Origin of the sequence: Actinoplanes sp. CA-030573, assembly GCF_050951115.1 — a bacterium.
Classification (GTDB): domain Bacteria; phylum Actinomycetota; class Actinomycetes; order Mycobacteriales; family Micromonosporaceae; genus Actinoplanes.
Map to the genome: position 1 here is coordinate 9056562 of NZ_CP192038.1, position 22766 is coordinate 9079327.

Sequence of the window (22766 nt, forward strand, 5' to 3'; positions counted from 1 at the left end):
CACATCAAGAGGGGCGGCCGGTGTCTCACAGTACGACATCTGTCACGATGCCGAGCACGGCTTCGGGGTACCGCCGGACGTGAAGGTCTTGAGCGCGGTCAGGGCGTCGTCCACCGTGGCCACCTCGGCCATCGGCAGCCCGGAGACCGCGTTCTTCAGCGCCTCGGCGCAGTTGTCCTTGGGCACCAGGAAGATCTGGGCGCCGGCGGCCTTGGCGCCGACGAGCTTCTGGGGGATGCCGCCGATCGGTCCGACGTTGCCGGCGTCGTCGATGGTTCCGGTCCCCGCGATGATTTTTCCGCCGGTCAGGTCCTCCGGCTCGAGCTTGTCCATGATCCCGAGCGTGAACATCAGGCCGGCGCTGGGTCCGCCGATCTTGTCAAGGTCGATCTTTACGGTGAACGGGTGCGGCTGCTTCGTCGCGATCTCGACGCCCAGCCGCGGCGTCTTGTCGTCGCCGGCCTTGGTCGTGATCTGCGCGCTGCCCGGCTTGCCCGCCCGGGTGTAGGAGACGGTGAACGTGGTGCCGGCCGGCTTGGCCCGGACCACGCCGGTGAGCTTGTTGGGATCGGTCACCTTGGTGCCGTCGATCGCGGTGATCACGTCGCCGGCCTGCAGCACCCCGGTCGCCGCACCCCTGGCGGTCACGTTTTTCACGTACGTCTGGATGGGGTAACCGAGCTTCGTGAGGGCGACCGTCACCGCGCTGTCCTGCGACTCGGTCCACTCCTGCGCGTTCTGCTGCTCCACCTGCTTCTCGGTCTGGCCGGGCGGGTAGATCAGCGCGCGCGGCACCACCGCGTCCTTCTTGCTGAACCAGCTGCTGATCGCCCACACCAGCTCCACCTGCGACTGCACGTTCACCGTGGTGAGGCGCAGCTGGCCGGCCGAGGTCGACGTCTTGGCATCCGTCACCTGGATCACCTCGGTGCCGTCGCTCGAGCCGAGCGTGTTGACGGTCGGTCCCGGCTTCAGCACGACGTAGGGCAGCGGCGCCGCCATGACACCGACTGCCAGCAGGGCGGTGAGCAGGGCGCCGAGGATGACAGTGACACCGCGACGTCTCATGCGCGTGAGACTATCGCCCTACCCTGAGTGCTCTCTGAGCTGCTGCCGCCCGTTCTCTCTGAGCTGACACCGCCATCGGTCCGGAGCGGGCGTTTCGCGCGTACGGTTGACACGTGCCTGATATCCCGTTCGGTTTCTCGTTGCCGGGCGCCCAGCCGCCCGACCCCTCCGACCCGCAGCAGATGCAGCAGTTCATGTCCGATCTGCAGCGGATGTTCGCCGGCGGCTCCGACAGCGGTCCGGTGAACTGGGACCTGGCCCGGCAGGTCGCGGCGAGCCAGCTGTCCGCGTCCGGCGATCCCGCGGTGAACATGTTCGAGCGCCACCAGGTCGAGGAGTCGTTGCGCCTGGCCGACCTGTGGCTCGACCCGGTCTCGGCGCTGCCCAGCGGCATCCGGGTGGCCGCCGCCTGGAACCGCAACGAATGGATCTACAACACGCTGGACGTCTGGAAGAAGCTCTGCGACCCGATCGCCGGCCGCATGGTCGGCGCGATGGGCGACCTGGTGCCCGACGAGGCGAAGGCGCAGCTCGGCCCGATGCAGTCGATGGTGGCCACGCTCGGCGGCGCGCTCTTCGGCGGTCAGCTCGGCCAGGCGCTCGGCCAGCTCGCGGCCGAGGTGCTCTCGGCCGGCGACATCGGGCTTCCGCTGGGACCGGGCGGCACCGCCGCGTTGGTGCCGGCCAACATCAAGGCGTACGGCGAGGGCCTCGAGCTTCCCGAGGACCAGGTCCGGCTGTACGTCGCTCTCCGTGAAGCGGCGCACCAGCGGCTCTTCGGTCACGTCCCCTGGCTGCGCGCGCACGTGCTGACCGCCGTGGAGACGTACGCGAACGGCATCACCGTGAACCGCGAGGCGATCGAGGAGGCGATGAGCCGCGTCGACCCGGCCGACCCCGAGTCGATGCAGGCCATGGCCCTCGAGGGCATCTTCACGCCGGAGGACACGCCGCAGCAGAAGGCCTCGCTAGCCCGGCTGGAGACCGCGCTGGCCCTGATCGAGGGCTGGGTCGGTCACGTGGTCGACACCGCCGCCGGCGACCGTCTGCCCAGCGTGGCGTCCCTGGCCGAGGCGTTCCGCCGCCGCCGCGCCGCCGGCGGCCCGGCCGAGCAGACCTTCGCCGCCCTGGTCGGCCTCGAGCTGCGCCCGCGCCGCCTGCGCGAGGCCGGCGCCCTGTGGGCCGCCGTCACCGAGCACCGCGGCATCCAGGGCCGCGACGCCCTGTGGGGCCACCCCGACCTGCTGCCCACCGACGAGGACTTCGCCAACCCCGGGGCCTTCGCACAGAGCAGCCTGGATTGGGACATCAGCGAGCTCGACTACCTCGGCCAGGCCCCCGAGGAGGGCTCGCCCGGCCCGTCCGAGCCCGACGAGAAGTAGCCCTTTCAGCCGCCCAGGAGGGCTCGGGTGTTCTCCCAGCCCTCCAGGGCCGGGTCGAGCGACGCAAGCTCGGCCGGCCCCCGCAGGCGCCGCCACTCGGGCGTGGAGCTGACGTCCCCGGGTCGCGGCGCCGTCCTGCGCAGCACCTGAGCCGAGGCCGTGTCGAGCTCGTGATCGTCCAGCCACTCCGGCGCCGGCAGGCTCGTGGCCACCCCCATGAGCCCATTGCCCGGCCCGCCACCGGCCACCGCCACCGCCTTGCTCTCCAGCGGCCGCAGCAGCTTCCCCAGGATCATGCCGGGAATGTCCGGCACGTCGGCAGCAATCACAGCGGCCTGCTCGAACCCATCTTCAGCGGCGGCGGCAAACACCGGCAGGTAGCTCGCGGTCGGCACCTCATAGATCCGCATCCCCGGCCAGGCGATCTCCTCGGCCAGCTTCCGGTCCTCGGCCGTGGCCGCGATGGCGGCCTCCGCCTGCGCAAGGCGCGCAAGCAGATCGACAACGTCCTCAGCAAGCGCCGCGCGCCACGCCCCGAGGTCGACCCCCGGCGGACTCCAGCGAACCGGCACCAAGATCGCCGCTACGAGCCTTTTTACCGCCACCTCCCCCGCCCCTTCTGGGTGGGCAGGATTGAAGCACCGGCCTCCGACAATTTCTCGCCGTTGTCCACAGGCCCAACCCTAGCGGGCGGGCCGCTGCCCACCTGCCGAGCGAGATCAGAGCGGTTGGGGGTGTGGCGTTGGGCTTGCGGGTCTGAGCGCGCACGATCGGGATCGCGAGTTTGGATCGCTTCGGTCTCAGCTGGCGGCCGCATGTGGCAGCCGTGGCCGCCCAGGCCGGAGCTACCCGGGCCGCCGGAGCCATTGGGGCCGGAGCCACCCGGGCCGCCGGAGCCACCGGGGCCGAAGCTACCCGGGCCGCCGGAGCCACCGGGGCCGGAGCCACACGGGTCGCCGGAGCCGCCGGGGCGGGGCCGCCCTGGTGGCCTGGGCCCCCGGGCCGGCTGGGCCGCCTGGGCCGCCTGGGCCGCCGGGCCGCCGAGGCGCCCGGGCCGCCTGGGCCGCCGGGCCGCCGAGGCGCCCGGGCTGCAGGGGCGGCCGGGCTGCAGGGGCGGCCGGAGCCACCCGGGCCGCCGGCACCGCCGGAGCAGCCGACGCCACTCGCTCGGCCCAACCGGGGTCCGCCCGCTCGACGCCGCCCAGACCTTGATGACTTCATGCCGTCAGCTCGCACGAAACCATCAAGATCGGCGGTTTCTTACCATCGGCGACACCGCAAAAAGGTCGGAACGGGCGACAAACCCCCGCGCCAGCTACGGACGGTCGCCCGAATCGGTCGCTCGAATACCGAGCGACGAGAGCCGACGCGCGTGGTGATGCTCGCGCTGGGGCGAGCCCCCGCCACCTCAGTCGTCGGCCAGGACCAAACCCGTAGCCGCCGAAATCCCCTCCAAATATCCCCGAGCACGCTCCGACTTCGGATACCGCGCCACCAGCTCCCAGAAACTCGGGCTGTGACTGGGCACGACCAGATGCGCCAGCTCATGCAGCAGCACGTAGTCGATGACCCAGTCCGGCATCTCCTGGATGCGGTGCGAGATGCGGATCGTCCCGTCGTCGGGGGTGCACGAACCCCATCGCCCGTTCTGGTTGGTCACCCAGCGCACGCTCGCCGGCACCACCAGCCCGGCATGATCGGCCAGGTAGCGCGCCGTCAGGCGGCGGGCCCGGGACAACAACTCGTCGTCGGTGCGCTGGATGCGTTCCTCGCGGGCGGCCAACCGGGCGAGCATCCGCTCGACCCACTCGGTTTCCTCGGCGCGGGAGAAACGGTCCGGGATGAGCACGACCACGCGCTCTCCGTCGCGATACGCGGACACCGTCCGGCGCCGGCGCTGGCTGCGCCGCACTTCGACGACAGGCTTACGCGTCCGGGCCATTACCGGCTCGCGCGGCCCAGATTCGGGTTCACGTTGAGACGCTAATCCGTGAGACCCATGTCACCGCAAGAGTACGCACGATGACACGTGCCAGATATGTGTGCTTCGTCCCGGTGTATCCGAAAAAATTTTCCAGCCCGCAACATCGGACCGAAGACGCCAACGTACAGCACTCCTCGAACGTCCCGCCAACGCCCGAGACGTCCCTTTCGCCCTCTTTGCCGGAAATTCCCGGCGTGTTGGCGGGCATCTTCGCGAAATGGGCGATTTCTCCCGGCACACTCACGACGGCGGCGATACCGCCGACGCTGCACTGACATGGAAATGGTCGGAGCTGGGTAGTGACCGCCCCTGACGGAGGCCACATCCACGTGGCCGCGGAGCGGTCCAGCGCCGCCACGAGAGGCATCGGGCCGACCCGGCCGACGACATGACGAGGAGGAACCGTGGCCGACAACACGTACAACGGCTACTGCGTGAAGTGCAAGGAGAAGCGCGACTTCCAGGGCACCGTGGAGGTGTCGAAGACGGGCATGAACATGGCCAAGGGCAAGTGCCCGGTCTGTGGCACGACCGTGAACCGGATCCTCGGCAAGGCCAAGGCCTGATTCACGCTTGCGGGTAGAGCGGCGCCGAGCGTGCCGCTCTACCCCGTAACCGTGTCCGAGTCGACACGTTGAGTGAGTGTGGATAACACGGACGGCCTGTGGATAACTCGCCGATAGCTGTGGATAACGCGGTATGCGGGCCCGAAGGGCCTGTGGACAACCAATCCGCTCCGCACCTCACCAGTAACAACCCGTTACGGTCAGCCGGCTCCGATGAGCGTGCGCGGCAAGGAGCCGGCGCGAAAGCTCTAGCGAACTTCCGGACATATCGCGCGAACCCGACGCGCGCGACCAGTTCAGCGACGATCCGTCGGTAACGTTGATCTGGTGAGCGACATACCGCGCCGGGCCGCCTCTCGCACCGCGAAGCTGGCCGCGCTGCCCCTCGGCTTCGCCGGCCGCACCGCCCTGGGCTTCGGCAAGCGGGCCGTCGGGATCGCCACCGACGTCATCTCGGCCGACATCCAGCAGCGTACGGCCGAGCAGCTGTTCAGCGTCCTCGGCCAGCTCAAGGGCGGGGCCATGAAGTTCGGCCAGGCGCTCTCGGTCTTCGAGGCGGCCCTGCCCGAGGAGATGGCCGGACCGTACCGGCAGGCGCTGACCAAGCTGCAGGAGGCCGCGCCCCCGATGCCGGTCGCCAGCCTGCACAAGACGCTCGCCGAGCAGCTCGGCGCGGACTGGCGGGAGAAGTTCGCCGAGTTCGACGACAGCCCGGCCGCCGCCGCCAGCATCGGTCAGGTGCACCGGGCGTCGTGGAAGGTGCCGCCCAAGCGCAAGAACGCCAAGCCCAAGACCGTCGAAGTCGCGGTCAAGGTGCAATATCCGGGCGCCGGCGAGGCGTTGCTGGCCGACCTCAAGCAGCTGTCGGTGCTGGCCGGCATGTTCAAGATCATCCAACCCGGCATGGACATCAAGCCGCTGCTGGCCGAGCTCCGGGCGCGGATCACCGAGGAGCTCGACTACGCCATGGAGGCGGAGACCCAGACCGCCTTCGCCGAGGCGTTCGCCGGCGACGACGAGATCTATGTGCCCCGGGTCATCGCGTCCTCGCCCCGCGTCCTGGTCACCGAGTGGGTCGAGGGCACACCGCTCTCCAAGGTCATCAGCGACGGTACGCCCGAGGAGCGCGACGAGGCCGGCCGGCTCATGGCCACGCTGCACTTCTCGGCCCCGGCCCGGGCCGGCCTGCTGCACGCGGACCCGCACCCCGGCAACTTCCGCATCCTGCCCGACGGCCGGCTCGGCGTGATCGACTTCGGCGCCGTGGCCCGGCTGCCCGGCGGCCACCCGGAGCCGATCGGCCGGCTCGTGCGCCTGGCACTGGACGGCGACGCCGAGGGGGTCGCGGACGGGCTGCGCGAGGAGGGCTTCATCAAGCCCGACGACGACCTCGACGCCGAGGCGGTGCTCACATTCCTGCGCCCGATGATCGAGCCGCTGGCCGCCGACCAGTTCCGGTTCACCCGGGCCTGGCTGCGCGGCGAGGCGACCCGGCTCGGCAGCCCCCGCTCCCCGGCCTACCAGCTGAGCCGCAAGCTGAACCTGCCGCCGTCCTACCTGCTGATCCACCGGGTGACGCTGGGCTCGATCGGGGTGCTGTGCCAGCTCGAGGCCGAGGCGCCGTATCGCGCGATCGTCGAGAAGTGGCTGCCGGGATTCGCGCCGGCCGCCCCATGATTCGATAAGGGGCATGGACGCCACCGCGCATATCGATGATCTCGGAAGCTTCATCTCGGCCTCGCCCAGCTCGTACCACGCCGCCGCCGAGACGGCCCGCCGCCTGACCGAAGCCGGCTGGACCACGCTGGACGAGGCCGCGGACTGGCGCGAGGCGATCCGGCCCGGCGCGCGGCTGGTGATCGTCCGGGACGGCGCGGTGATCGCACTGGCGTTGCCGGCATCGGTGGACGCGGCCACCCCGTACCGGATCCTCGGCGCCCACACCGACTCGCCGACCTTCAAGCTCAAGCCCCGCCCCGCGCTCACCTCGCACGGCTGGCTCCAGGCGGCCGTGGAGATCTACGGCGGGCCGATCATCGCGTCCTGGTTCGACCGCGAGCTGGAGTTCGCCGGTCGCCTGGTGACCAAGAACGGCGACCTTCATCTCGTACGCACGGGGCCGTTCGCCCGCATCCCACACCTCGCGATCCACCTCGACCGGGACGTCAACACCTCGTTCGCCCCCGACCGCCAGCGCGACGTGCAGCCGGTCTTCGGGGTGGGCGGTGACGATGTGCTCGCCCACCTGGCCGGCGTGGCCGGAATCGAGGCCGCGGAGATCGCCGGCCTCGACGTGGTGACGGTCGACACCCAGGCGCCGCGCCGGTTCGGCGCGGGCGACCGGCTGTTCGCCGCCGGCCGCCTGGACAACCTGTCCTCGGTGCACGCCGGACTGACCGCGCTGCTGCGGGGCGAGCCGGGCGATGCGATCGCGGTGCTGGCCGCCTTCGACCACGAGGAGCTGGGCTCGGAGAGCCGGTCGGGCGCGTCCGGCCCGTTCCTGGCCGACGTGCTCGAGCGGGTCACGGCCGCGCTCGGCGGCGACCGGGACGACCTGGCCCGGGCGATCACCCGCTCGTGGTGCCTCTCCGCCGACGCCGGCCACTCGGTGCACCCCAACCGGCCGGAGAAGCACGACCCGACGCACCGCCCGGTGGCCGGCCGCGGGCCGCTCCTGAAGATCAACGCCAACCAGCGCTACACCACCGACGCGGTCGGCGCCGCGCTCTGGGCCCGCACCTGCGCCGCGGCGAACGTGCCTTATCAGGAGTTCGTCTCGAACAACGCGGTGCCGTGCGGCTCGACGATCGGACCGCTGACCGCGACCCGGCTCGGCATCCCCACGCTCGACGTCGGCATCCCGCTGCTTTCGATGCACTCGGCGCGTGAGCTTTGCCACATCGACGACCCGGCGGCGCTGTCGACGGCGGCCGAGGCCTTCTTCCGGGCGGTATAGCTTCCCCACCCGGAACTGGGTGGGGCCGAGCATACGGCCCGGCTACGACATTTCCGGTGAGCCGTCCACAAGTCCGAGCGCCGTGAATCCACACGGGAAAGGCCCGCCCGCGCGAACGCGGACGGGCCTTTGCCGTACTCGGAACGAGGTTGTCAGTGGGTCTTAGTAGCGCCCACCGCCGAGTTCGCGCGAGGCCCGGTGGTGGGCCTGCATAGCGACCAGGCGAGCGGGGCGGTGCGCCTCAGGTGTGAAGTCACGCTGAGGCCGACGCATTCGGGCCCGGGACAACGCTTCGTGGAGAAGTCTCATCTTGGTGGCTCCATTCGTGCTCATCTTCGGTCTCTGCTTTCGTTTGGGGTGGTTGGGGGGAAAGGGGTCAGGCCGCCAGGCGGACCTGGTTGCGGGACTCGAGGCCGTTCGCGGCGAGCCGCTCCTCGACCTCGACGGCCAGCTCGGCGTCGCGCGCCACATCGGACTTGCGCGGACGGCCACGCGGCCGCTTGCGCGGAACAACCGCTCCACGCTCGAAGATCTCGCCGCCCCAGACACCCCAGGGCTCGTTCCGCTCGACCGCGCCGGCCAGGCACTCGACGCGCAGCGGGCAGTCCCCGCAGAGCGACTTCGCCAGTTCCAGCTGGGCCGGGGAGTCCGAGAACCAAAGGTCCGGGTCGAACTTCCGACAGGGCAGGTTTGCCTCGATGTCGACGTATCCGTCGATCGGGGCCAGCGCCAGACTCATAAAGCCCGGTCACCTCTCTCTTCTTCGACGATCTTCTGGATCGCAGTGCTGGTAACGCATCCGGCCGGTGAGCCGGCAAAAAATTAGGCCGCGGACCCTGTACGGGTTCCGCGGCCTCGAGGTGAGCCGGAGGTCTGGTTTATCAGACCGGCCTTCCTCGAGGCGGGACACCGCTGCCACCATCCGCGTAGCGCTTCTTGGAGACATTGATGCCCATGAACCCAGTGGTGCTGGTGGAGCCAGTAGTGCCAGTGATCCCGTCGGTAAGCGGCAGGGCCTGAGCCAGCTCGGCCTGGATCTGGACCTGGTGCACCCGCGAAACCGAAGCCCGCTCGGCGGCCAGGAGAGCCACCGGAGCAGCCGGAGCCGGAGCCCACACCGGGGCGGTCGGCTCGACCAGAGCGCAGGCAGGGTTCAGCGGCATCGACGGTCGCTGCGTCATCGTGTAAATCTCCATCGTTGCCACCTCCTCCATTTGCGTTGCACTCGAAGTGTTTCCCCAGGCGGGCGGGATCGCTCGCCGAGGTGTGCCCTGAGGCTATGCCTGCCCGTACGGCGAGGGCAAACGAATTAACCGACTAGTTTTCAAAGTTTTTGACGAGCCCGCCGACCGGACCTCATCGGGGCTCGCGCCGCCGACCAGAGCGAAGACCGCCTCGCCGTACTGGCCGAGCTTCCGCGGACCGATCCCGGCGATCGCCAGCAACTCCGCCGGCGTGCCCGGCCGCCGTTCCGCCATGGCCACCAGCGTCGCGTCGGTGAACACCACGTACGCAGGGACTTTGAGCTCCGCCGCGGTCTGCGCGCGCCACGTCTGGAAGCGCTCGTAGAGATCCTCGTCGAGGTCCGACGGGCAGGTCGGGCAGCGACCCAGCTTGCGGTCGGCGCCGGCCAGCAGGGTGGCGCCGCAGACCCGGCACGAGGCCACCTGCGAACGCCGGCGGTCGGGTTTCCGACTCCGGTCACCGCCGGCCCGTTCCGTGGACGACGTGCGCTCGAGCTGGGGCAGGAACCGGCACGGGCGGCGGGGCCGGCCGCCGGCGGAACGGGCCTGGCCGTAGGAGAGCCACAGGTATTGGCGCGCGCGGGTCACCCCGACGTAGAGCAGGCGGCGCTCCTCCTCCAATTGGGCCGGCGTCTTCGCGTACGTCGTCGGAAGCGTCCCGTCGGAGAGCCCGACCAGAAAGACCGCGTCCCATTCGAGGCCCTTGGCCGAGTGAAGTGAGGCGAGCGTCACACCTTCGACCGTCGGCGCGTGCTGCTGTTCGGCCCGGCGCGCCAGCTCGTCGTTGAAGGCCGACAGCGTGACGTCGCGCTGCACCGCACCGGCGTCACCGATCGGCACCAGGCTCGGCGCCTTCGCGTACTCCTCGGCCAGCGTCACCAGCGCGGCCAGCGCCTCCCACTGCTCACGGGCGGCGCCGCCGGGCGGGGGCTGCTCGCGCGACCAGCCGGTGGCCGCCAGCGCGTCGACCACGGCCGTCACCAACGGCGTCTCGCCCGGCGTCGAGCGCACCGCCGCCCGCAGCGCGATCATCGCCTGCCGGATCTCGGGCCGCTCGAAGAATCGCTCGGCGCCGCGGACCACGTACGGCACCTCGGCCTCGGCCAACGCCTCCTCGTACGTCTCCGATTGCGCGTTGGTGCGGAAGAGCACCGCGATCTCGCTCGCCGAGGTGCCCGACGCGATCAGCTCGCGGCAACGCCGGGCGACCGCCGCCGCCTCGCCCGCCTCGTCCGGGAAGATCTTCAGTTCGGGCTCGGCGCCGGGCGGACGCTGGCCGATCAGCTCCAGCCGCAGCCGCGCCTCGTTGCCCCGGGCCTGCCGGATCACCGCATTGGCCAGGCCCACCACCTGCGGGGTCGAGCGGTAGTCGCGGACCAGCCGGACCACCACCGCGCCGCGCCGCAACCGCGGGAAGTCGATCAGGTACGCCGAGGTCGCGCCCGTGAACGAGTAGATCGTCTGACTCGCGTCGCCGACCACCGTGAGGTCGTCCCGCCCGCCCAGCCAGGCCTCGAGCAGCCGCTGCTGGAGCGGGTTCACGTCCTGGTACTCGTCGACGACGAAGTGCCGGTACTGGTTGCGGATCTCCTCCGCCACGTCCGGGTGCTCCTCGATGCCCCAGACCGCGGCCCGCAGCATGTCCTCGAAGTCGATCACGCCCTGGCGGCGCTTGAGCGTCTCGTAGGCGGCGAAGACCTCGGCGACCTTGGCCGGCTCGTGCGGGGGCTCGCGCAGCGCCTTGGTCGCCGCCACCGCGTACTCCCCCGGCTCGACCAGCGACGACTTCGCCCACTCGATCTCGCTCGCCAGGTCGCGGGCGCCGGTGCGGTCGGCCCGTACACCGGCCCGGGCCGCGGCCAGGCCGACCAGGCGGGCCTTCGACTCCAGCAGCTCGGGCATCGCCCGGCCTTCGAGCAGCCGGGGCGCGAAGTAGCGGACCTGGCGCAGGGCGGCCGCGTGGAAGGTGCGGGCCTGCACCCCCGCCGCGCCGAGCGCGCCCAGCCTTGCCCTCATCTCGGCGGCGGCCCGCGCCGTGAACGTGACGGCGAGGATGTGCCGGGGACTGACCTCGCCGGTGAGCGTTCGATACGCGATCCGGTGGGTAATCGCTCTGGTCTTACCGGTGCCGGCGCCGGCCAGGATGCAGACCGGGCCGGCGGGCGCGGTCACCGCCGTCCGTTGCTCGGGGTCGAGCCCGGCCAGCACCGCATCAGTCCGCACAACAGGGAATCATGGCACTCGGGTCCGACGTTGTGCCGGAAGGCGGAGTGCCATGTGACCCATCCGAAGGGATCCTGACCGATGTTGACCATGTATTCGACGTCCTGGTGCGGCTACTGCCACCGGCTCAAGTCGCAGCTCGATCGCGCGGGCATCGCCTACGACGTCGTCGACATCGAGCAGGACGAGGCGGCCGCCGAGTTCGTGCAGAGCGTGAACGGCGGCAACCGCACGGTTCCGACCCTGCGCTTCGACGACGGCTCGGCGCTGACCAATCCGTCGATCGTCGAGGTCAAGGAGCACCTGGCGAAGCTGGCCGCCTGATTGTCAGGCCGCGACGAATGTCGCGGCCTTTTCTTCTGCCTCGGCAATGATCGCGGTCAGCTCGGCGTCACCCAGCGCGAGCTCGTCCGCGAGAGAAGCAAACAGCAGCAGGTGTACGCCGAGAAGCACGCCCCCGTCGATGTCGCCCGTCGGCACGCTCTCGCCGAGCGCCGCGCGCACCAGCATCTCGGCGTCGAGCAACGGCAGCCCCGCGACGGCGTGTTCGTGCACGGCCGCCGCCACGGTTCGGCTGATCTCGGCCAGGGCGGCGTCGGCCTCGAAGCGGCGGCGCACGACCAGACCGAAAGCGATCTCCCAGACTCGGCGTGCCGACTCGTCGATCTCGCCGTCCGGGGACCCGAACCGGGCCGGGGCTTCATCGCGTGCGGCCCGCAGCAGGTAGCGGCCGGCCTCGGTGGCGACGGCCCCGGCGGCGCGGGCCTCGCCGGGCGGAAGTTGTCCGGAGAGCGGGCTCGTCGCGGGCGGCGCCTCGGGCTCCGGCTCGGCGGCTGTCGGCGGCTCGGGTTGGTGGTGCCACCGCCGGCGTGACCGGGCCTCGGTCGCCGAAGCAGGCGAGGCCGCCGAAGCCCCCGAAGCCGGCGAGCCCGAAGCCGCCGAAGCCGGCGAGCCCAAGGTCGGCGAGGCCCCCGAAGCGGTCGAGGCGGTCGAGGCGGTCGAGGCGCCCGAAGCGCTTGAGGCCGTCGACGCCGCCAGCTGTCCCTCGCGGTGGGAGCGGCGGCGGCTCTTCTTCACGTCGCCCTCCGGCCGACGACCCGGTTGCGCGGGCGGTCGAACCGGGCCACCCGCTGCTCGGCCTGGTCGATCAGGGCCAGCAAATCGGCCGCGGGGATGCCCGGCGGCCGGGCCAGGTCGCCCACGACGTGGCAGATCAGCTCGAAGCGGCGCAGGTCGGCCAGCCCGTGTGCGAGCTCCGGCTCGCCGATCGCGGCCCGGATCAGCGCCTCGGCCTCGCGCGCCAGCTCGCCGCCGGACGGGAGCGACCGGTACTCCAGCAGGTCGCGCACGTAACGGGTGACGTCCCTCGGATCACGGCCGACGAAGCTACGACGGACCGCCACCGTGAACAGCTCGCGCAGCAGCCGGACGGCACGTGGCGAGTCGCTGAGACGAGACAGCGACCGGGCCGGGTACTCCTCCCCGAGTGCTTCGAGGATGAGCCGTCCGGCCGCGGTCGCAGCCTTGTCTAATGTCCCGGTTTGCCCCACATGCGGACTCTAACCGGTCGTTACGGGATGAGAGCCGGAATGCTCGAGTCGAGCAGGCCCCGCTCCTCGAGCGCACCGTAGAGCGGCGTGGTCTCCGGGTAGTGACCCCAGGCGTGGTCGCCGGAGCCGTCGCCGTCGGGGCAGTGGCCGAGCAGCTGCTTCTGCACCGGGTTGAGCTTGTCGAACCACGGCTCGCCGGGCAGGTGCGCAACGTCGTCGCGACCGGCGATCCAGCGGTACGTGTACCCGAAGAACGCGCCCATGCGGGTGTACGTCGAGTAGTTGTCCGACCGCGCGTGCCAGATGCGACGGTCGAAGACGACCAGGTCGCCGGGGTTCGCGGTGATCTGGGTCGCGCCCTCGGGCTCCGGCCACGGGACGCCGCGGCTCGGCGGGCCGGGCAGCCAGTTGGTCTTGTGGCTGCCGGGGATGACCGTGAAGTTGCCGCGACCGGTCTCGCTGACGTCGGAGAACCAGAACGCCAGCTTCACCGAGAACATCGGGCGCGGGTCGGTCTCGATCTCCCGGTTCTGCCGGCCACCGTCCTGGTGCCAGTGCCACCATTGCTTCTGCTGCTCGTGGATCTGCGGGTGCACGTCCACGTGGGAGTGGTAGATGTGAATGTTCCACCCCAGCAGCGACCAGATGTACTTGAACGCGATGGGGTGGTCGATCAGGTAGGCCAGCTCGGGGACGGACGTCACCGCGGACAGCTGGTGCAGGGCGCCGGTCGCGTTCAGACCGTGGCCACCGGGCTCCTGGGCCCGCTCGTAAGCGGCCTGGATCGCGTTGCGCCCGACCTCGATCTCGCTCGCGTTGAGCACGCCGGGGATGACGAGAATGCCGTCCCGGTCGAACTGGGCACGCTCGTCGTCCGTCATGGGCGCCCAGGCGGGCGCCTCCACCTGCGTCATCGAAAATCCACCTCTCGGTCTTTGTAGTTCGAGACGCGGCAGGAGCCCGTTTTGGTTACCGGTGAAGCGAAAAACTTTTCTGCTTCGACAAAGATCGATCCGTTATCGGGCGAAACCGCCCAGCCACGTCTCGATGAGGTAGAACGCGATCGAGGACCGCATCGGCAGGCTCATCCGGACGCCGGTCTCCGGGTGCACGAAGTCGCCGGCGATCATCTTGGCGATGTCGTCCCGGGTGAACCAGCGCGCCTCGTCGATCTCCTCGGGGTCGAGGCGGAGCTCGGCGCCGGGGTCGGCGGTCGCGTGGAAGCCGAGCATCAGCGAGCCCGGGAACGGCCAGGACTGGCTTCCCGCGTACGTCAGGCTGGTGAGCGGGATGCCCACCTCCTCGCCCACCTCGCGCAGCACCGCGGCCTCGGCCGACTCGCCGGGCTCGATGTAACCGGCCAGGCAGGAGAAGCGGGTCACGCCGTCGGTGACCGGCCAGGTGGCGTTGTGGCCGAGCAGGCAGCGGCCCTCGGGACCGGCGACGCCGTCGTGCACCAGGACGATCATCGCCGGGTCGGTGCGCGGCCACATGTCGTTGCCGTCGGCGTCGCGCCGGACCCAGCCGGCCTCGACCGCCGTGGTGGCCAGCCCGGTACGCGGCGAGAAGCCGTGACTGGCGTGCCAGTTGGCGAGCGCGGCGGCCGTGGTGAACAGGCCCGCGTCCCGGTCGTCGAGCAGGTGGCCGATGTCGCGCAGGCTCGCCACCCGGGCGCCCTCGGCCTCGGGCAGCGGCGCCGCGACCGCCCACAGCGGGGTGCCCTCGGGGTCGACGCCCAGGAACCAGTGCTCGGCGTCGGCCGGCGCGTCGGCCGGGGACACCAGCACCAGCCCGGCGCTGCCGTCCGGACGGTCCTCGACCAGGGCCCGGCCGCGCGGGTCGACGACCAGCACGAGGCCGCGGGCCCAAGCCTCGGCCAGCCACGCCTCGTCGCGGCGGCGCAGCCCCGAGCGGTCGAGCGTGGTGCGGGCCAGCGGCGGGGTGAGGGGAAACTCGGGAGTGCTCACGCGGCGCCGCGCACGACCTGGGTGAGGGCGGCGAGCGGAGCCTCCACCTTCTCCGCGTCGCCGAGCACGACGGTGACCGCCCGGGTCGGCGCCAGGAAGCGGGCGGCGACCTCGGCCACGTCGTCCAGGGTCGCCGTGGCCAGCGCCGCCGAGTGCTCGCGCAGGTGCTCGAGGCGCAGGCCGAAGCTCGCGTACATGCTGGCCAGCCCGGCCAGCCCGGCCTGGGTCGACATGCCGAGCCGCAGGGTGCCCAGCGCGTACCGCCGGGCCTGCTCGAGCTCGTCCTCGGACGGCGGCAGGCTCGCGATGCGGCCCAGCTCGTAGAGGGTCTCGAGCAGGGACGGGCCGGTCACCTCGGTCGCGACCTCGGCCGCGACCAACAGCGCCGAGCCGGCCAGGTAGTGCTCGATGCCGGTGTGCGGGCCGTAGGTGTAGCCCTTGTCCTCGCGCAGGTTCTCGACCCAGCGGGAGGAGAAGTAGCCGCCGAAGATCATGTTGGCGAGCTGGAGGGCCGCGTACTGCGGGTCGGTGCGGGGCACCGCCGGCAGCGCCATCCGCAGCGACGACTGCACCGAGCCGGGCCGGTCCACCAGCAGCAGCGGACCGGGCTCGAGCGGCGGTGTCTCGGGCAGGGTCTCGTCGCGGCCGGGGCCGGTCCAGCTGCCGAGCGCCTTCTCGGCGGCGTCGATCGCCTTCTCCGGGTTGATGTCGCCGACCAGCACCAGCACCGCGCCGTCGGGGCGGACCCGGTCGGCGTGCAGGCCGCGGAGCTGGGCCGGGCGTACGGCGCGGACCTGCTCGGGCTCGGGGGTCTGCACCGCGTACGGGTGCTTGCCGTACATCCGCTTGAGCAGCGCCGTGCGCGCGATGTGCGCCGGCTGGCTGAGCGCCACGTTGATGTGGTCGACCAGGCGGTCCCGCTCGGTGGCGACCTCGGCGTTCGGATACGCCGGATCGGTCAGCACCGCGGCCAGGATCTCCAGCATCCGGTCCAGCCCGCTCGCCAGCGCGTTGCCGGTGACCAGCAGCCGGTCGGGATCGAGGCCGGCCGAGAGCCCGCCGCCGACGGCCTGCAGCTCGGCCGCGATGTCGACGCTCGACATCGTGCCGGTGCCGGTGAACAGCGCCTGGGAGAGCAGGGTGGCGCGGGGCAGCGGGGCCTTGCTGAACGGCACGCGCAGCCGCAGCTCGACCAGCGGCACCGAGGAGCGCCGGATCGCGATCACGGTGAGGCCGCCCGGCAGCGTCCGCTCGGCCTGGCGGGGCAGTTTGAGCTTGGCGTCCGGCACGAGGTCGGGCAGGGTCTTGGCACTCATGCGGTAACTCCCGGGTGGACCTCGACGACGGCACGGGAATCGGGGCGGAGGGTGGCCGCGGCGGCGACGATCTGCGCCTCGGTCACCTCGCCGACGAGCTTGGGCAGCTCGTTGAGCAGCTCCGGACGGCCGCGCTGGAGCTCGAGCACGGCCATCGGCAGCGCCCGGCCGAGCACGGCGTCGGTGTCGCGCAGCAGGTGGGTGGCGATGCGGGCCTGGACCCGCTCGAGCTCGCCCGGCGCCAGCCCGTCGTGGACCAGCCGGTCGAGCTCCTCGTCGGCGGTGCGCAGCACCTTCTCGGCGTCGCCGCCGGGCGGCATGTGCGCCTGCAGGAGCAGCGCGGTCGGGTTGCGCACCTGGAACTCGTCGCCCATGAACCCGATGTAGCCGCCGATGCTGGTGACCGTGCGGTCGCGCTGCACCAGGCGCTCGACCAGCCGGGACGCCTCGCCGTCGGTGAGCACCTCGGCCAGCACCACGTACGGCAGGTAGTCGTCGAAGGACGCGATCGGGTCCGGCACGCGCCAGGCGCACGCGACGCCGGGCAGCGGGGCGAGCCGGTCGGTGTAGACGTCGCGCCGCTCGCCGTCGAGGGCGGGCTCGTCGAAGTCGGGCAGCGGGGGCGCGGGCCGGGCCGGCACGTCACCGAAGTGCCGCCGGATCATCGCGGTCGCCTCGGCCACGTCGAAGTCGCCGGCGACGGCCAGCGTCGCGTTGCCGCTGGCGTAGTAGCGGTCGAAGAAGGCGACCGCGTCGTCGACGGTGGCCGCGTCGAGGTCGCCGAACGAGCCGTAGCCGTCGTGCGCGTTGGGGAACGTCGAGAACATCACCGGTGGCAGCTTCAGCCACGGGAAGCCGCCGTACGGCCGGTTCAGGACGTTGACCCGGATCTCCTCCTTGACCACGTCGATCTGGTTGAGCAGGTTCTCCTCGGTGAGGCGGGGGCCGCGCATCCGGTCGGCCTCGAGGAAGAGCGCCCGCTCGAGGGCGCCGGCCGGCAGCACCTCGAAGTAGTCGGTGTAGTCGAGGTGGGTCGAGCCGTTGAAGGTGCCCCCCGCGCCCTGCACGTGCCGGAAGTGGGCGAGCTTCTCCAGGTTTTCCGAGCCCTGGAACATCAGGTGCTCGAAGAGGTGGGCGAACCCCGTGCGGCCCTCCGGCTCGGAGCGGATGCCGACGTCGTAGACGACCGCGACGCCCACCACCGGCGCGCTGCGGTCGGGCGTGAGAACCACCCGCAGCCCGTTGTCCAGGGTGAATCGCTCGACCGGGTACTTCGTTGCCGGGATCTTGCTTCTGCGCGCCACGGACTGACATTAGCGCGCTGCGTGTTCACCTGCGCCACGGCAGGTCACCGGAGGATCCGGGTCCCGCCATGCGGTCGCGGCTTGACGTCCCTTTCCCACCTCGTCCATTATTCCCATGCATCAGATAGAGAAAGCAGGGTTTCGGATGTACGTCTCGGCGCGCACCGACTACGCCGTACGGGCGATGCTGGCCATCACGGCCGAGCAGCCGCACCTGGTCAAGGCGGCCGGCCTGGCCGCGGCCCAGGACATCCCGCTCAGCTTTCTCCAGGGGATCCTGCTCGACCTGCGCCGCGCCGGCCTGCTGCACAGTCACCGCGGCGTCGACGGCGGCTACGCCCTCGCCCGCCCGGCCGACAAGATCACGGTGGGCGACGTGGTCCGGGCCGTGGGCGGCGCGCTCACCACGGTCCGCGGGCTGCCCACCAGCACCACGACCTACCACGGCGCCGCCACCGGGCTGCGCGACGTGTGGGTCGCCGTCGAGGAGGCCATCGAGGGCGTCGTCGACCACAAGACCCTGGCCGAACTCTCCCCGTTACCCAGCCAATAGAAATAGGAGTGAGCATGAGCTCCCGCACCGTACGTGCGCTTGCCCTCGCCGCCACCGCCCTGATAACCGCGACCGCCCTCACCGCCTGCGGGGGTGACGACGACAAGGACACCGCCGCCGCCTCGGGCGGGAACGCGGCCGAGGCGACGACCCTCAAGCTCGGCTACTTCCCCAACATCACCCACGCGCCGGCGCTCATCGGCGTCAACAAGAACTTCTTCCAGGATGCGCTGGGCAGCACCAAGCTCGAGGCCAAGACCTTCAACGCCGGCCCGGCCGCGATCGAGGCGCTGCTCTCCGGCGCGGTCGACGCCACCTACATCGGCCCGAACCCGGCCATCAACGCCTGGTCGAAGTCGAAGGGCCAGGCCCTGAAGATCATCGCGGGCAGCACCTCGGGCGGCGCCGGCCTCGTGGTCAAGCCCGGCATCAACACCGCGGCCGACCTCAAGGGCAAGAAGCTCGCCACGCCGCAGCTGGGCAACACGCAGGATGTCGCGCTGCGCAACTACCTCAAGGAGAACGGCCTCAACGCCGATGCCCAGGGCGGCGGCGACGTCTCGGTCCTCCCCCAGGACAACGCGACCACGCTGCAGGCCTTCGCCCAGGGCGCGATCGACGGCGCCTGGGTGCCCGAGCCGTTCTTCAGCCGGCTGCAGCTCGAGTCCGGCGGCAAGGTCCTGGTCAACGAGAAGGACCTGTGGCCGGGCGGCCAGTTCGTCACCACCCACCTGATCGTCTCTCAGGACTTCCTGAAGAAGTACCCGGGCACGGTGAAGAAGCTCCTCCAGGGCCACCTCAAGACGCTCGACTACATCAAGAGCGACAACGCGGGCGCGCAGAAGGCGGCCAACGACCAGATCAAGGCGCTCTCCGGCAAGCCGCTCAAGGACAACGTGCTAGCCGCGTCGTTCAAGAACCTGAACTTCACCGCCGACCCGATCGCCTCCTCCCTGTTCACCAGCGCGCAGCACGCGCAGGACGTCGGCCTGCTCAAGCCGGTCGACCTCAAGGGCATCTACGACCTCGGCCCGCTGAACGAGCTGCTCAAGGCGGCCGGTCAGCCCGAGGTGAGCGACGCCGCGGCCTGAGACGAGGAATGACCATGAGCCTCCTGGAACAGACCGACGTCCGTACCGATGCGGTCGTCCGCCTCGAGAACGTCTCCAAGCAGTACGGGTCGGGCAGCAGCGCGCTGCTGGCGCTCGACAACGTCTCGCTGACGGTCCGGCAGGGCGAGTTCGTCTGCCTGCTGGGCGCCTCCGGCTGCGGCAAGAGCACCCTGCTCTCGCTGGTGGCCGGGCTCGACCAGATCAGCGGCGGCACCCTCGACATCGGCGGCCGGCACGTCTCGCTGATGTTCCAGGAGGCCGCGCTCTTCCCCTGGCTCTCGGTGTCCGGCAACGTCGAGCTGCCGCTGCGGCTGCAGGGCGTCGGCAAGGCCGAGCGCCGCAAGCGCGCGGAGGAGCTGCTCGACATCGTGCGGCTGCGCGGCTTCGACCACAAGCGGCCGCACGAGCTCTCCGGCGGCATGCGCCAGCGCGTGGCCCTCGCCCGCGCCCTGGCGCAGAACGCCGACATCCTGCTGATGGACGAGCCGTTCGGCGCGCTCGACGCGATGACCCGCGACATCCTGCACGACGAGCTCGAGCGGATCTGGCGCGAGCAGGAGCTCACCGTCCTGTTCGTGACCCACAACGTGCGTGAGGCGGTGCGCCTCGGCGACCGCGTGGTCCTGCTGAGCAGCCGGCCCGGCCGGGTGATCGAGGACTACGCGATCAAGCACGAGCGCCCCCGGCGCATCGACTCACCCGAGGTGGCCGGGCAGGCCGCCGAGATCACCGACCGGCTCCGCGCGGAGGTCGCCCGCCATGCCAACTGAGACCGTACCGACCCAGACCGGCCCGGCCCGCCCCGCGGACGGCGCGGCCGACCGGGTCACCGGGCTGGACGCGCTCGAGCTCGCCCCCAGGACCGACCGGGGCACCCTGGGCAAACGGATCTGGCGCAACACCTGGCCCAAGCTGCTGGCCATCGCGATCGTCGTGCTCGTCTGGCAGATCGTCGTGTGGTCCAAGTGGAAGCCGGACTACGTGCTGCCCGGCCCCGGCACGGTCTTCGGCGACCTGGGCGGCGTGCTGACCGACGGCGGCTTCTGGGACGGCGTCCGGCTCACCCTGACCCGGGCGCTCACCGGCTTCGCGCTGGCGGTGCTGATCGGCACCGTGGTCGGCGCGGCCGTCTCCCGGTTCGCGCCCCTGCGGGCGGCCATCGGCTCGCTGATCACCGGCCTCCAGACGATGCCGTCGATCATGTGGTTCCCCCTCGCGATCCTGCTCTTCCAGATCAGCGAAAGCGCGATCATGTTCGTGGTCGTCATCGGCGCCGCGCCGTCGGTGGCGAACGGCCTGATCAGCGGCATCGACTACGTGCCGCGCACGTGGCTGCGGGTCGGGCAGGTGCTGGGCATGAAGGGCATCGCCAAGTACCGCCACCTGATCCTGCCGGCGTCGCTGCCGTCGTTCATCTCCGGGCTCAAGCAGGGGTGGGCCTTCTCCTGGCGAAGCCTGATGGCGGGCGAGCTGCTGGTCATCGTGCCGGGGGCGCTCTCCATCGGCGTACGCATGCAGCAGGCCCGCGACTTCTCCGACTCGAGCCTGGTGATCTGCTACATCATCGTCGTCCTGGTGATCGGCATCCTGATCGACATGCTGTTCAACATGGCCGACAACGCCCTGCGCAAGCGGTGGGGGCTGACCGGCAGCTAGGGCTATGTCGGCGCCGATCAGTTGCTGATCATCCACGACACGCGGCTGTCCACAGGTTGCGTAGGGCATTCGCGTGACCTTGCGGGATTTTCGGGAGAATGGCGGGGGTCGGCCCCACCCAGAAGAGGGTGGGGGTGGCCCGCGGTACGACCAGTAGCCGCGCGCTGATCTTCGCCGGGTTGGCGTAGGGCGCTGCATGGGCGCGCTTGGTGCCGCCGCTGGCCCGGGGGCCGGGGACGGCCCTGGCACGGGCGCTGCCTGGCCGGGCTCACTGCCGCCACCCACCCCGGGCGGGAATTGCGGTAGGCGGCCATGGCAGGGGGCGCTGCCTGGCCGGGCTCACTGCTGCCACTCACCCCGGGCGGGAACTGCGGTAGGCGGCCATGGCAGGGGGCGCTGCCTGGCCGGGCTCACTGCTGCCACTCACCCTGGGCGGGAACTGCGGTGGGCGGCCATGGCAGGGGCCGCTGCCTGGCCGGGCTCACTGCCGCCACCCACCGCCGCCGGTGGTCCCGCTGGGCGGGGCGAACGGCCGCAAATCACCGAACGCGACCGGCTTCCGCCCCGGCGCGATCACCCACCTCAGATCTTGTAGAGAAAGTGCGCCCCGGCCGCACGAATTCTTCAAGATCTGAGGGGGGCACGGCATTTTGGACTACGCCAGGTGACGTCCGCGGACCGGGGGCGCCAACCCAGGGCGACGAATCGGCGGCAACGCGACGCAGGCCCACGCTCCGGGGGCCGCGCCGGTCAGAGCACCCGCACCGACTTCATGACGTCGTCGACCACGTAGTCCCACTGCTTGTGGGTGCCGGGGATCGACACGTACAGGACCGCCGCGGTCGGCTTGCCCACGTCGATGACCGCCACCGCCGACAGCTCGTCGGTGGCGGTCAGCCCGGCCTCGTGGAAGTGCAGCCGGAACTGGCTCAGGTAGGCCGGCCGCCCGCCGATCGTGGTCAGCCCGTCCTTGATCCGCTCCAGCGTGTTCGGCTGCGGGTAGTACTCGGCCCGCACGTCGGCCGCCACCTGCTGCCCCACGCACTCGAGATTGAGCGTCACCGCGTCGTTGTCGGCGGCCGGGACCGCCGCGGACAGGATCGACGCGTGGTACTCGCCGCCGCCGTAGGTCTCGGTCACGAAGTGCTGGCCGACCTTGTACGGCACCTCGAGCGTCCCGGCCCGCCACACCGTCGTCCACGGCACCCAGGGCGCCCCGTACGCCTTGTAGGAGATGCCGGCCTCGGTGTCGGTCGTACGCGCCCCGGTGGCCGGCGGCAGCGCGCCCGGCGCCCGGGTCGGCGCCGGGCTCGGCGAGCCGGTCGGCGCCGGGCAGGCCTGGGCCAGCGGCGGGCGCACGTCGGTGGGCGCCGAGACCTTGTCGCGGAACGGGTTGCCGTCCGACGAGAAGACCAGCGCCAGCAGGATGGTCAGACCGATCGCCAGGATGCCGCCGGCGATGCCCGCGAAGATCTGCATCTGCCGCCGGCGGCGCTTCGGCCCGTCCGGGGCCGGCGGCGCCTCCGGTGGCGGGGGCGGCGGCGCGAGCAGGGACCCGGCCGAGCCCGTCACCATGCCCGACGCGAACCGGTCGCCGGGCCGCTGCCAGGCGAAGGTCTCCGGAGTCGGCTCAGACATGAATCCCAGTGAACACCACGCCGCTGAGAATCGCGTTACGGCGTGATCGCGACACCGGTTCCGGCCGGCCGCTCATCGCCGACGAGCCGCACGATGCGGTCGGGCACGGTCCCCACGTCGGCGGACGCGGGGGACGAAGCCGGATACCACGGTGCGAAAACGACGACCAGCACCAGGGCCAGGCCGGCACAGGCCACGGCGAGCACGAACGCCAACTCACGGCGGGCGGGCGTGCTGCGCATGTGTG

The 22766-nt window shown here is 71.2% G+C and carries 24 protein-coding genes; 10 read left to right on the forward strand and 14 right to left on the reverse strand.

All coding sequences use genetic code 11. The features are described 5' to 3' along the window. Nucleotides 1–42: 42 nt before the first annotated feature. Entirely contained in the window at nt 43–1068 is a 1026-nt protein-coding gene (locus ACQP2F_RS41840) for a YlbL family protein (protein ID WP_433297771.1), read from the reverse strand. A 113-nt stretch (nt 1069–1181) separates the two neighbouring features. Here ACQP2F_RS41840 and ACQP2F_RS41845 point away from each other — a divergent pair, with 113 nt between their 5' ends. After that, nucleotides 1182–2450: a zinc-dependent metalloprotease gene (locus ACQP2F_RS41845; protein WP_433297773.1), complete on the forward strand. Its 1269-nt coding sequence runs from the start codon at nt 1182–1184 to the stop codon at nt 2448–2450. A 5-nt stretch (nt 2451–2455) separates the two neighbouring features. On the opposite strand, the gene ACQP2F_RS41850 is transcribed toward ACQP2F_RS41845, so the two are convergent. Both ACQP2F_RS41850 and ACQP2F_RS41855 read right to left on the reverse strand, forming a co-directional pair. Then, nucleotides 2456–3055 (reverse strand): hypothetical protein, encoded by a 600-nt coding sequence (locus tag ACQP2F_RS41850; protein WP_433297776.1) that lies wholly within the window; start codon nt 3053–3055, stop codon nt 2456–2458. A gap of 803 nt (nt 3056–3858) precedes the next feature. After that, entirely contained in the window at nt 3859–4392 is a 534-nt protein-coding gene (locus tag ACQP2F_RS41855; protein ID WP_433297779.1) for a M48 metallopeptidase family protein, read from the reverse strand. Nucleotides 4393–4472: 80 nt separating this feature from the next. Here ACQP2F_RS41855 and ACQP2F_RS41860 point away from each other — a divergent pair, with 80 nt between their 5' ends. From ACQP2F_RS41860 to ACQP2F_RS41875, 4 genes are all read left to right on the forward strand, one after another. Then, nucleotides 4473–4709: a hypothetical protein gene (locus tag ACQP2F_RS41860; protein ID WP_433297781.1), complete on the forward strand. Its 237-nt coding sequence runs from the start codon at nt 4473–4475 to the stop codon at nt 4707–4709. Nucleotides 4710–4838: 129 nt separating this feature from the next. Beyond that, the gene (locus ACQP2F_RS41865; protein WP_015625326.1) at nt 4839–5000 is read left to right on the forward strand and encodes a DUF5679 domain-containing protein; all 162 of its coding nucleotides are present in this window, start codon (nt 4839–4841) and stop codon (nt 4998–5000) included. Between the two features lie 327 nt (nt 5001–5327). Then, nucleotides 5328–6677, forward strand: a complete 1350-nt coding sequence (locus tag ACQP2F_RS41870; RefSeq protein WP_433297786.1) for an ABC1 kinase family protein — start codon at nt 5328–5330, stop codon at nt 6675–6677. A gap of 13 nt (nt 6678–6690) precedes the next feature. Further along, on the forward strand, nt 6691–7956 hold the full coding sequence (locus ACQP2F_RS41875; protein ID WP_433297788.1) for a M18 family aminopeptidase: 1266 nt from the start codon (nt 6691–6693) through the stop codon (nt 7954–7956). 376 nt (nt 7957–8332) lie between these two features. Here ACQP2F_RS41875 and ACQP2F_RS41880 read toward each other — a convergent pair whose 3' ends face one another. The 3 genes from ACQP2F_RS41880 to ACQP2F_RS41890 all read right to left on the reverse strand — a co-directional run bounded on the left by ACQP2F_RS41880 (nt 8333) and on the right by ACQP2F_RS41890 (nt 11423). Then, nucleotides 8333–8695, reverse strand: a complete 363-nt coding sequence (locus ACQP2F_RS41880) for a WhiB family transcriptional regulator (protein WP_433297790.1) — start codon at nt 8693–8695, stop codon at nt 8333–8335. Between the two features lie 142 nt (nt 8696–8837). Continuing rightward, on the reverse strand, nt 8838–9152 hold the full coding sequence (locus ACQP2F_RS41885) for a hypothetical protein (protein ID WP_433297793.1): 315 nt from the start codon (nt 9150–9152) through the stop codon (nt 8838–8840). Between the two features lie 81 nt (nt 9153–9233). After that, on the reverse strand, nt 9234–11423 hold the full coding sequence (locus tag ACQP2F_RS41890; RefSeq protein ID WP_433297796.1) for an ATP-dependent DNA helicase UvrD2: 2190 nt from the start codon (nt 11421–11423) through the stop codon (nt 9234–9236). A gap of 81 nt (nt 11424–11504) precedes the next feature. On the opposite strand from ACQP2F_RS41890, the gene ACQP2F_RS41895 reads away from it, so the two are divergent. Then, entirely contained in the window at nt 11505–11747 is a 243-nt protein-coding gene (locus ACQP2F_RS41895) for a mycoredoxin (RefSeq protein ID WP_433297798.1), read from the forward strand. A 3-nt stretch (nt 11748–11750) separates the two neighbouring features. Here the strand turns inward: ACQP2F_RS41895 and ACQP2F_RS41900 are convergent, their stop codons facing one another. From ACQP2F_RS41900 to ACQP2F_RS41925, 6 genes are all read right to left on the reverse strand, one after another. Next, a complete protein-coding gene (locus tag ACQP2F_RS41900) occupies nt 11751–12500 on the reverse strand; it encodes a hypothetical protein (protein WP_433297800.1) in 750 nt (249 codons plus the stop codon). Beyond that, nucleotides 12497–12973 carry a hypothetical protein gene (locus ACQP2F_RS41905; protein ID WP_433297802.1) on the reverse strand — a complete coding sequence of 159 codons (477 nt, stop codon included), beginning with the start codon at nt 12971–12973 and terminating at the stop codon, nt 12497–12499. Before ACQP2F_RS41905 ends, ACQP2F_RS41900 begins: the two co-directional genes overlap by 4 nt. A gap of 20 nt (nt 12974–12993) precedes the next feature. Continuing rightward, the gene (locus ACQP2F_RS41910; protein ID WP_433297805.1) at nt 12994–13887 is read right to left on the reverse strand and encodes a phytanoyl-CoA dioxygenase family protein; all 894 of its coding nucleotides are present in this window, start codon (nt 13885–13887) and stop codon (nt 12994–12996) included. 102 nt (nt 13888–13989) lie between these two features. Beyond that, nucleotides 13990–14940 carry an NAD(+) diphosphatase gene (gene nudC / locus ACQP2F_RS41915; RefSeq protein WP_433297807.1) on the reverse strand — a complete coding sequence of 317 codons (951 nt, stop codon included), beginning with the start codon at nt 14938–14940 and terminating at the stop codon, nt 13990–13992. Then, on the reverse strand, nt 14937–16256 hold the full coding sequence (locus ACQP2F_RS41920; RefSeq protein ID WP_433297809.1) for a M16 family metallopeptidase: 1320 nt from the start codon (nt 16254–16256) through the stop codon (nt 14937–14939). Before ACQP2F_RS41920 ends, nudC begins: the two co-directional genes overlap by 4 nt. Continuing rightward, on the reverse strand, nt 16253–17560 hold the full coding sequence (locus ACQP2F_RS41925) for a M16 family metallopeptidase (RefSeq protein ID WP_433297812.1): 1308 nt from the start codon (nt 17558–17560) through the stop codon (nt 16253–16255). Before ACQP2F_RS41925 ends, ACQP2F_RS41920 begins: the two co-directional genes overlap by 4 nt. A gap of 145 nt (nt 17561–17705) precedes the next feature. Between ACQP2F_RS41925 and ACQP2F_RS41930 the strand changes: the two genes are divergently transcribed. The 4 genes from ACQP2F_RS41930 to ACQP2F_RS41945 are packed head-to-tail and all read left to right on the forward strand — an operon-like array spanning nt 17706 to nt 20881. Next, complete coding sequence (locus ACQP2F_RS41930) at nt 17706–18113, forward strand: RrF2 family transcriptional regulator (protein WP_433297814.1); 408 nt, start codon at nt 17706–17708, stop codon at nt 18111–18113. A gap of 14 nt (nt 18114–18127) precedes the next feature. After that, nucleotides 18128–19204 carry an ABC transporter substrate-binding protein gene (locus ACQP2F_RS41935; protein WP_433297816.1) on the forward strand — a complete coding sequence of 359 codons (1077 nt, stop codon included), beginning with the start codon at nt 18128–18130 and terminating at the stop codon, nt 19202–19204. Nucleotides 19205–19218: 14 nt separating this feature from the next. Then, entirely contained in the window at nt 19219–19995 is a 777-nt protein-coding gene (locus tag ACQP2F_RS41940; protein ID WP_433297819.1) for an ABC transporter ATP-binding protein, read from the forward strand. After that, nucleotides 19985–20881, forward strand: coding sequence for an ABC transporter permease (locus ACQP2F_RS41945; protein WP_433297821.1), 897 nt, complete (start codon nt 19985–19987; stop codon nt 20879–20881). Before ACQP2F_RS41940 ends, ACQP2F_RS41945 begins: the two co-directional genes overlap by 11 nt. A gap of 750 nt (nt 20882–21631) precedes the next feature. On the opposite strand, the gene ACQP2F_RS41950 is transcribed toward ACQP2F_RS41945, so the two are convergent. Next, a complete protein-coding gene (locus tag ACQP2F_RS41950) occupies nt 21632–22519 on the reverse strand; it encodes a hypothetical protein (protein WP_433297823.1) in 888 nt (295 codons plus the stop codon). A 35-nt stretch (nt 22520–22554) separates the two neighbouring features. Beyond that, a complete protein-coding gene (locus ACQP2F_RS41955) occupies nt 22555–22761 on the reverse strand; it encodes a hypothetical protein (RefSeq protein WP_433297825.1) in 207 nt (68 codons plus the stop codon). Between the last annotated feature and the right edge of the window lie 5 nt (nt 22762–22766).